The 10,015-nt window shown below is 68.0% G+C and carries 3 protein-coding genes, 1 tRNA gene and 1 rRNA gene; 1 reads left to right on the plus strand and 4 read right to left on the minus strand.

The genetic code is table 11. From position 1 onward, the window contains the following. Window positions 1-185: 185 nt before the first annotated feature. The gene (locus tag ACFQ6S_RS16525; RefSeq protein ID WP_383409180.1) at window positions 186-5,660 is read right to left on the minus strand and encodes a HAMP domain-containing protein; all 5,475 of its coding nucleotides are present in this window, start codon (window positions 5,658-5,660) and stop codon (window positions 186-188) included. A gap of 378 nt (window positions 5,661-6,038) precedes the next feature. Between ACFQ6S_RS16525 and ACFQ6S_RS16530 the strand changes: the two genes are divergently transcribed. After that, on the plus strand, window positions 6,039-8,783 hold the full coding sequence (locus tag ACFQ6S_RS16530) for a SpoIIE family protein phosphatase (RefSeq protein ID WP_383409183.1): 2,745 nt from the start codon (window positions 6,039-6,041) through the stop codon (window positions 8,781-8,783). Window positions 8,784-8,826: 43 nt separating this feature from the next. On the opposite strand, the gene ACFQ6S_RS16535 is transcribed toward ACFQ6S_RS16530, so the two are convergent. From ACFQ6S_RS16535 to rrf, 3 genes are all read right to left on the minus strand, one after another. Then, window positions 8,827-8,902: transfer RNA gene (locus tag ACFQ6S_RS16535), tRNA-Thr, on the minus strand. A gap of 76 nt (window positions 8,903-8,978) precedes the next feature. After that, window positions 8,979-9,641 (minus strand): DegT/DnrJ/EryC1/StrS family aminotransferase, encoded by a 663-nt coding sequence (locus ACFQ6S_RS16540; RefSeq protein WP_383409307.1) that lies wholly within the window; start codon window positions 9,639-9,641, stop codon window positions 8,979-8,981. A gap of 113 nt (window positions 9,642-9,754) precedes the next feature. Beyond that, window positions 9,755-9,871: ribosomal RNA gene (gene rrf, locus ACFQ6S_RS16545) — 5S ribosomal RNA — on the minus strand. Between the last annotated feature and the right edge of the window lie 144 nt (window positions 9,872-10,015).

Below are 10,015 nucleotides of genomic sequence, written 5' to 3' on the forward strand. Positions count from 1 at the left end.
CGCCGCCCGCCCTCGTGCCGGTCATGGTAGCCGCACCCCGCCTGTCGCCACACCCTGTCACCGCGATGTCACTGTGCACGTAGCAGAAACGCAGCAGGAGACCAGAAGGTTCCCCGTATCCCGCACTTCTACACGGCTTCGAGCACACTGAGTCAGCAACTCCGCGTGAACACTGTCGGCTGTCGTCACTGCTCCCTCATCCACTGGTCCATCACCGCCAGGAGATGATCGGGATCGACCGGCTTCGTCACATAATCGGACGCGCCCGACTCGATCGCCTTCTCCCGGTCGCCCTTCATCGCCTTGGCGGTCAGCGCGACGATCGGGAGCCCGGCGAACTGCGGCATCCTGCGGATCGCCGTCGTCGTCGCGTACCCGTCCATCTCCGGCATCATGATGTCCATCAGGACGACCGCCACATCGTCGTGCTGCTCCAGGACCTCGATGCCCTCTCGGCCGTTCTCTGCGTACAGCACCGACAGGCCGTGCTGCTCCAGGACACTCGTCAGCGCGAACACGTTGCGGATGTCGTCGTCGACGATCAGCACCTTCTCGCCGCCGAACCGGATGCCCCGGCGCGACTGCGGCGCCACGCTCTGCTCGGCCGCCGACCACTGCTCCAGGGGTGCCGGACGCTGCTCCAGCTCGCTGGCGGCCCTGCGACGGCGCCTGAAGAGCGCGGCCGCGCCGTTCTGCGTCTCCCGGTACGACCGCACCTCCGCCGGCGTCTCGATCTCCACCTCGGCGATCTCCGCCAGATCGGCCGCCGAGGCCACCAGGTCGCCCGCGTTGAGAGCCGGCAGCTGCTGCTGATAGCCGTGCGGGGGCAGTTCGCTGGGGTGCAGCGGCAAATACAACGTGAACGTCGATCCGCGGCCGGGCTCGCTCTGGGCGTGGATCTCGCCACCGAGCAGCTGAGCGATCTCCCGCGAGATGGACAGCCCCAGGCCCGTACCGCCGTACTTGCGGCTGGTCGTGCCGTCCGCCTGCTTGAACGCCTCGAAGATCACCCGCATCTTGCTGGCCGCGATCCCGATGCCGGTGTCGGTCACGGAGAACGCGATCAGCGGCGCGTCCGCCTCGGACAGCGAACCGGCCTCCAGCAGCTGCTCCCGGATCGTCGGCGGGACGTCCATCCCGGCAGGCCGGATGACCAGCTCGACCGACCCGGAGTCGGTGAACTTCACCGCGTTGGACAACAGGTTCCGCAGCACCTGCAGCAGGCGCTGCTCGTCCGTGTGCAGCGTGGCCGGCAGCTCCGGAGAGACCCGCACCGACAGGTCCAGGCCCTTCTCCGCGGTCAGTGGCCGGAAGGTGGCCTCCACATAGTCCACGAGCTGGACGAGCGCGATACGCGTCGGCGAGACGTCCATCTTGCCCGCCTCGACCTTCGACAGGTCCAGGATGTCGTTGATCAGCTGCAGAAGGTCCGAGCCGGCGCCGTGGATGGTCTCGGCGAACTCGACCTGCTTCGGCGAGAGGTTGCCCTCGGCGTTGTCGGCGAGCAGCTTGGCCAGGATCAGCAGCGAGTTCAGCGGCGTACGCAGCTCGTGCGACATGTTGGCGAGGAACTCGCTCTTGTAGCGCATGGAGACGGCCAGCTGCTCGGCGCGCTCCTCCAGGACCTGCCGCGCCTCCTCGATCTCGGTGTTCTTCACCTCGATGTCGCGGTTCTGCTGGGCCAGCAGCTCCGCCTTCTCCTCCAGCTCGGCGTTGGACGCCTGGAGGGCCTTCTGCCGGTTCTCCAATTCCTCCGACCGGTCACGCAGTTGCTCGGTCAGCTCCTGCGACTGCTTCAGCAGCACCTCGGTCTTGGTGTTGACGGAGATGGTGTTGACGCTGGTCGCGATCATCTCGGCGATCTGGTTGAGGAAATCCTTCTGGATCTGCGTGAAGGGGGTGAAGGAGGCCAGCTCGATGACGCCGAGCACCTTGCCCTCGAACAGCACCGGAAGGACGATCACTTGCGCCGGAGGCGCCTCGCCGAGCCCGGAGGAGATCTTCAGATAGCCGCTGGGCGCGTTCTCCACGAGGATCGCGCGCTTCTCCTCGGCGGCCGTCCCGATGAGCGCCTCACCCGGCCTGAAGGACGTCGGCATGGATCCCATGGAGTAGCCGTACGACCCCAACATCCGCAGTTCGTACTGGTCGTCGTTCTCGGCGGCCACGTCCTTGCCGTCGAGGAGCGGCATGGCGACGAAGAACGCGCCGTGCTGCGCGGTCACCACCGGCGTCAGCTCGCTCATGATCAGCGAGGCCACGTCCTCCAGGTCGCGGCGGCCCTGCATCAGCGCCGAGATCCGGGCGAGGTTGCCCTTGAGCCAGTCCTGCTCCTTGTTGGCGATCGTGGTGTCGCGCAGGTTGGCGATCATCTTGTTGATGTAGTCCTGGAGCTCCTGGATCTCGCCGGACGCGTCGACGTCGATCTTCAGGTTCAGGTCGCCACGGGTCACCGCGGTCGCCACGCGCGCGATGGCGCGCACCTGCCGGGTGAGGTTCCCGGCCATCTCGTTCACGGACTCGGTGAGGTCGCGCCAGGTTCCGTCGACGTCACGCACGCGTGCCTGGCCGCCGAGCTGTCCTTCGGTGCCCACCTCGCGGGCGACTCGGGTGACCTCCTCGGCGAACGACGACAGCTGGTCGACCATCGTGTTGATCGTCGTCTTCAGCTCGAGGATCTCTCCGCGGGCGTCGATGTCGATCTTCTTGGTCAGGTCGCCCTTGGCGATGGCGGTCGTGACCATGGCGATGTTGCGCACCTGACCGGTCAGGTTGGACGCCATCTGGTTCACGGACTCGGTGAGGTCCTTCCACGTGCCGGCCACACCCGGGACGTGCGCCTGACCACCGAGGATGCCGTCCGTGCCCACCTCGCGGGCCACCTTGGTGACCTGGTCGGCGAACGAACTCAGCGTCTTCACCATGGTGTTGAAGGTGTCGGCGAGCTGCGCGACCTCTCCGCGCGCCTCGATCGTCACCGTCCGCGTCAGGTCGCCGTTGGCGACGGCCGCCGCGACCTGGGAGATGTTCCGCACCTGCATGGTCAGGTTCTTGGCCATCAGGTTGACGTTGCCGCTGAGGTCCTTCCAGATGCCCGTGATGCCGGGCACGTGCGCCTGGCCCCCCAGGATGCCTTCGGTGCCCACCTCGCGGGCGACCCGGGTCACCTGCTCTGCGAAGGACGACAGCTGGTCCACCATCGTGTTGACGGTGGTGACGAGCTCGAGGATCTCGCCCTTCGCGTCGACGGTGATCTTCTTGGACAGGTCTCCCTTGGCGACCGCGGTCGTGACCTCGGCGATGTTGCGCACCTGGATGGTCAGGTTGTTCGCCATGAAGTTCACGGACTGGGTGAGGTCCTTCCAGGTGCCGGAGACACCCTGCACCTCGGCCTGACCGCCGAGCTGGCCCTCCGTGCCCACCTCACGGGCGACCCTGGTGACCTCCTCCGCGAACGACGACAGCTGGTCGACCATCGTGTTCAGCGTGTTCTTGAGCTCCAGGATCTCGCCGCGCGCATCCACGGTGATCTTCTGGGACAGGTCACCGCGCGCGACCGCGGTGGCGACCTGCGCGATGTTGCGCACCTGCGCCGTCAGGTTGCCGGCCATGCCGTTCACGGAGTCGGTCAGGTCGCGCCACACACCGGCCACACCGGGCACCTGCGCCTGACCGCCCAGCCGGCCCTCGGTACCCACCTCGCGGGCCACCCGGGTCACCTGGTCGGCGAATCCGGAGAGCTGATCGACCATCGTGTTGATGGTGTTCTTCAGCTCCAGAATCTCGCCGCGCGCGTCGACGTCGATCTTCTGGGACAGATCGCCACGGGCCACCGCGGTGGTCACCTGGGCGATGTTGCGCACCTGGGCGGTGAGGTTGCCGGCCATGCCGTTGACGGAGTCGGTGAGTTCCTTCCACGTACCGGCGACCCCCGGTACGACCGCCTGACCGCCCAGCCTGCCCTCGGTACCCACGTCCCGGGCCATCCGCGTGACCTGGTCGGCGAAGGACGACAGCTGGTCCACCATCGTGTTCACGGTGTTCTTCAGCTGGAGCATCTCGCCGGAGACGTCCACGGTGACCTTCTGCGACAGGTCGCCGTTGGCCACGGCCGTGGTGACCTGGGCGATGTTCCTCACCTGTCCGGTGAGATTCCGGAACGCGGTGTTGACGGAGTCCGTCAGGTCCTTCCACGTCCCAGCAGCACCCGGCACCTGCGCCTGACCGCCCAGCTCACCCTCGACACCGACCTCACGCGCGACACGCGTGACCTCGGCACCGAACGACGACAGCTGGTCGACCATGCCGTTGACGGTGTTCTTCAGCTCCAGCATCTCGCCGGCCACGTCCACCGTGACCGTCTGCGAGAGGTCACCGTTGGCCACGGCCGTCGTCACGGCGGCGATGTCGCGCACCTGAATGGTGAGGTTCCGGAAGACGGTGTTGACGGAGTCCGTCAGGTCCTTCCACGTCCCAGCAGCACCCGGCACGTTCGCCTGACCGCCCAGCCGTCCCTCGGCACCGACCTCGTTGGCGACGCGTGTGACCTCGTCCGCGAAGATCCGCAGCGTCTCGGTCATCTGGTTGATCGTGTCCGCGAGCTGGGCGACCTCGCCGCGTGCCGAGACGGTCACCTTCTGCGACAGGTCACCGTTGGCGACCGCGGTCGTCACCTGAGAGATCCCTCGCACCTGCGCCGTCAGGTTGCCGGCCATCAGGTTCACCGAATCGGTGAGGTCCTTCCACACACCGGCCACACCCGGCACCTGCGCCTGTCCGCCGAGCTCGCCCTCGGTGCCCACCTCGCGCGCGACTCGCGTCACCTCGGAGGAGAAGGACGACAGCTGGTCCACCATCGTGTTGACGGTGTTCTTCAGCTCCAGCATCTCGCCGGCCACGTGAACCGTGACCTTCCGGGACAGATCACCCTTGGCGACCGCCGTCGTCACCAGCGCGATGTCCCTCACCTGCGCGGTCAGCCTGTACGCCATCGTATTGACGGAGTCCGTGAGGTCCTTCCACGAACCGGACATTCCACGCACACGTGCCTGCCCGCCGAGCTTGCCCTCGGTGCCCACCTCGCTGGCCACACGCGTGACCTCGTCGGTGAACGTCGACAGCTGATCGACAAGGTTGTTTACAGTCCGCCCGACCTTGAGGAACTCACCTCGCAGCGGATGCCCGCTCCCGTCCTGGGCCTGCGACCGCAACTCCATGCGCGGCGACAGATCACCGTCGGCCACCGCGGACAGCACCCGGCTGACCTCGGACACGGGCCGTACGAGATCGTCGACCAGGGCGTTGGAGTTGTCGACGGCGGCCGCCCAGGAGCCCTCACAGGCGCCCGTCTCCAGCCGTTCCGTGAGCTTGCCCTCACGCCCGACCATGCGCCGCACCCGCGCCAGCTCACCCGTGAGGTGGAGATTGCGGTCGGCCACCTCGTTGAAGACGGCGGCGATCTCCGACATCACGCCGTCGCCGGACACCGTGAGCCGCTTCCGGAAGTTCCCGTCGCGCATCGACACCAGGGCCGTCAGCAGCCTGTTCAGGGCAGCCGTGTCCACCGCGGTGGTCCCGCCACGCGCCTTGCGCTCGTTCCTCAGGGACTGTCCGCCTTTCGCGCGCGTCTTAGTGCCCCGCGTCGCTGCGCCAGACTCCACTGTGTCCCTCCCGCAGGGGTCGACCGTTACTGCCGTGTTCGGGTTCTACTGTTCGGCGTACCCACTACTGCTGGGTAGTCCTGCCGGATATACCAGGCCACACCACGTGCTGCTGCCCGCGGTACGCGAATGACACTCAGCTTGCCCGGACCTTCACAAGAAGCTTGCCCAGTGTTTCACCCCTGCTGAACCCGGCCATAACAGTTCGGCAGCTTCGCACATCGTCCGCACACCCTCCGGGCGGAAACACTGCCGACCGGCATCCGCATGGACGGCGAAGGTAAGTAACCTTGCATGCGGCTGTCCAGCCGCGCCGGTCCCGTCCGGCCTGGGCGGTGACAGGAGGAGTACTAGCGGGCATCGGAGGGGCAGCCGGACATGACCACCGGACTGATCCCGGGGGGACAATCCCCGGAGCGGCCGACGGGCGCGCAGATGCCGCACCAGCGGCGCGAGCCGGCCGGCCACGAAGCCCTGCATGGAGACAACCGGACGAGGAGTTCTGTGATCACCGCGCGTGCGGCAGCCAGCTTCGATCCCGTGGGGCGATCGGTCGCGAGCGCCCGCTCCTTCGTCCGCGACACCCTCCAGGGCTGGGGTTTCGCCGACATCATCGACGACGCCGTCGTCCTCACCAGTGAACTGGTGACCAACGCCGTCGTGCACGCGGGCACTTCCGCGGACGTCCTGTGCCTGCGCAGTGAAGAGGGCGTACGGATCGAGGTGGCCGACCGGTATCCGGAGCGCGAGATCCCCCTCCAGGGCTCGCCCGTCAACATGGGCAGCCCCGATCGCGAGGGCGGCCGCGGCCTCCAGCTGTGCGCGGCCCTGGCCGGCCGCTGGGGCGTCGAGTACACGCCCACACACAAGCAGGTCTGGTTCCAACTCGCCCTTCCCGAGCGACCGGTGGGCACCCGCGCGGCCGGCCCGGCCCTGCCCGCCGACCTCCTCCCGCTCGCCGACGCCCGCGTCCGCGTCGCCGTCGTCCAGATCGACCGTACGGGCGCCATCTCGTCGTGGAACGAGGACGCCGAGGAACTCTTCGGCTACGCGGCCGAGCAGGTCATCGGCAAGCCCCTGACCGACCTCGCGGCCTGGCCTCACACCCCGGGCACCAGCACCGGCATCGCGGAGGCGCTCCAACTCTCGCGCTGGGAAGGCAGCTACGGAATCAGGGGCGCCAACGGCCGCGTCACCCCGGTGTACGCCTCCCACCTCCGCGTCCGCGACACGGACGGCGAGCCCTCCACGGTCTGCCTCCTGGTCCGCGACCACGAACGCGCCGTCCTGCAGACCCCGTTGCGCGTCCCCGCCTCCGACACCGCCTCCGAGGCCCAGAGCAGCGACCCCTTCGAGGTCTTCATCGGCTCTCCGGCCCCGGACGACCTCGACGGGCTCCTCCAGCGCACGGTGGAACGCGCCCGGGACATGCTCGACGGCGACTCCGCCTTCCTGCTCCTCGCGACCGACGACGAGACCGAGCTGGAGGTCCGCGCCTCCACAGGCCTGCCCTCCGCCCGCCAGCGCTTCGCGCGCGTGCCCGTCGAGGCGGGCCCCGGCCGCTACGGCTCGGCCCGTATGCCGGCCGTCCACGAGGACCTCACCATGGTTCCCGGCGCAGTGCCTCTGCTGAGGGGCACCGGCATGCGCTCGGTCGTCACGGTCCCGCTGAAGGTCGAGGGCCGCCTCACCGGCTCCCTGGGCGTCGCCGCCGAGGGCCCCGGCAGATACTCCAACGAGGAGGCGCTGCGCCTCCAGTTCGCCGCCGACCGCATCGCGCTGGCGGTGGAGTCGGCCCGCCTCGGCGAACTCGAACGCCTGCGCCGCGGCTCTCTCAGCTTCCTCGTCGAGGCCTCCGATCTCCTCGCCGGCACCCTGGACCGCGACCAGACCCTGGCCCTGATGGCCCAGATGACGGTCCCGACCCTGGCCACCTGGTGCGCGGTCTACACGATCGCCGACCAGGCCTCCGAGCCCTACCTGTCGTACGTCCTGCACGAGGACGAGGAACTCATCGACGGCATCAAGTCCTTGCTGTCGAAGATCGCCCCGCCGGACCCCGTCCCCACTCCCGGCGCCCGCGTCTGGTCGGCCCCCGCCGAGTCGGCCCACCAGGCGGCCCTGCGCACCTCCATGCGCAGCCTGGGCCTGGGCGAGCCGATCGGCCGCATCAGCGCGGGGATCGGCCCCACCCTCGCCACGGCGTCCGCGGTGGGCGGCGAGACCGTCGTACTGCCGCTGGTGGCCCGCAACCGAGTCATCGGCATGTTGACCCTGGGCAAGCCGACGGACGAACACTTCCGCCAGGAAATCCTGGAGCTGGCTGAGGACCTCTCCCGCAGGGCCGCCCTGGCCCTGGACAACGCCCGCCTCTACTCCGAGCGCACAGCGATCAGCCAGTCCCTCCAGCGCAGCCTCCTGCCTCCCGAGCTCCCGGAGATCGGTGGCGTGGAGGTCGAGGTCATCTACCGCGCGGCCGGCGAGGGCAACGAGGTCGGCGGCGACTTCTACGACCTTTTCCCCATCAGCGACGGCGCCTACGGCTTCGCCATCGGCGACGTCTGCGGTACGGGCCCGAACGCGGCGGCGGTCACCGGCCTCGCCCGGCACGCCCTCCGTCTCCTCGCCCGCGAGGGCCTCAGCGGCCCCGCGGTGCTGGAGCGCCTGAACTCGGCGATCCTCGACGAGGGCGCCCGCAGCCGCTTCCTGACGCTGCTCTACGGCGAGTTGAGGCCGCAGGAGGACGGCAGCGCCGAACTGAAGGTGGTCTGCGCCGGCCACCCGCTGCCGCTCCGCCTGCGCCAGGACGGCACGGTCGAGCCGGCCGCCGAGCCCCAGCCGCTGCTCGGCGTCATGGAGGACCTCGAGCTCTACGAGCAGACGGTCACCCTCGACCCGGGTGACGTCCTGCTGTGCGTCACGGACGGAGTCACCGAACGCCGCGAAGGCAGCCGCATGCTCGGCGACGACGGTCTCACCGACGTCCTCACCACCTGCACCGGCCTCACGGCAGGCGCGGTGGCGGCCCGCATCATGCGCGCCGTGGAACGCTTCGCCTCCGACGCCCCGTCCGACGACATGGCGATCCTGGCCATGCGCGTACCGGGCATCCACAAGGACTGAGAGCATGAGAAAGGCCCCGCCCAAATGGGCGGGGCCTTTCTGTTGGAGCCCCCAAACGGAATCGAACCGTTGACCTTCTCCTTACCATGGAGACGCTCTACCGACTGAGCTATAGGGGCCTGCTGCCTTTTGCGAAGTTCCCCTCGCGGCAACGGAATAGATCATACCCCGAACACACCCGTGCTCCCAAACCCATCAGAAAGCGGGCTGGAGCAGTCCTCCGAGCGCGTTGCACGCGGACACGATCCGCTGCATGTCCCGCTTGGTCAGCGAGGCATCGACGGGCAGAGCCAACGTTTCATCAGCGGCCCGCTCGGTCAGCGGCAGCGACACACACCGCCGGAACTCAGGAAGCCGATGGACCGGGGTCTTCACCGGCACCCGGCACTCAACTCCCCTGGCCCGCACGGCCCGAGCGAACGCGTCACGATCCGGCCGCCCATTCCCCGGCACCCGCACGACGTACTGCTGGTAGGTGTGCCCGTCACCGCCATCAGGCGTGAGGACACCCTTCAGCTTCGCATCCAGGTACGAGGCCCGCTCCCTACGCTGAGCGATCTCGTCGTACGGAGCCTCGGACTCACCCTGCTCCAGCACCAACAGCCCGTGCCGCTGCCCGACTTCATGCAACCGAGCGATATCGGCCGACCGACCGAATCGGTGTACGGCCACGACAGCCGCAGTACGCGAGTTGACGGCCGCCTCGACAGCGACGGCGTCCAGGCAGTAGGTCACCGGATCTATGTCGGCGAACACCGGCAGCGCCCCGGCCAGGACCACGGCCTCGGCGACTTCGACGTTCCCGAAGGCCGGTACGACAACCTCGTCACCGACTCCGACGCCGGCGGCCCTGAGCATTGCAGCAGTACCCATGTGGGGGATGTTGGTTGCGTTACGTGAACTTCAGGTGACGCACAACAAAAAAGGGTTGGACCCGGAACGGAAGTTCCGGGTCCAACCCGATAAAAGGAGTTCGGCGGTGTCCTACTCTCCCACAGGGTCCCCCCTGCAGTACCATCGGCGCTGTAAGGCTTAGCTTCCGGGTTCGGAATGTAACCGGGCGTTTCCCTCACGCTATGACCACCGAAACACTATGAAACTGTCGAACAATGCCGCACCACACACAACCCTCAAAGGGGGGGTGTGGGGCTGTTCGTGGTTTCAGAACCAACACAGTGGACGCGAGCAACTGAGGACAAGCCCTCGGCCTATTAGTACCGGTCACCTCCACA

It is taken from the genome of Streptomyces sp. NPDC056479 (assembly GCF_042795335.1).
GTDB lineage: Bacteria > Actinomycetota > Actinomycetes > Streptomycetales > Streptomycetaceae > Streptomyces.

What these genes read in the sequence shown, in the direction of transcription:
- ACFQ6S_RS16530 (WP_383409183.1), top strand. Translation starts at nt 6,039, where the DNA reads ATGACCACCGGACTGATCCCGGGGGGACAATCCCCGGAGCGGCCGACG.
- ACFQ6S_RS16540 (WP_383409307.1), bottom strand. Translation starts at nt 9,641, where the DNA reads ATGCTCAGGGCCGCCGGCGTCGGAGTCGGTGACGAGGTTGTCGTACCG.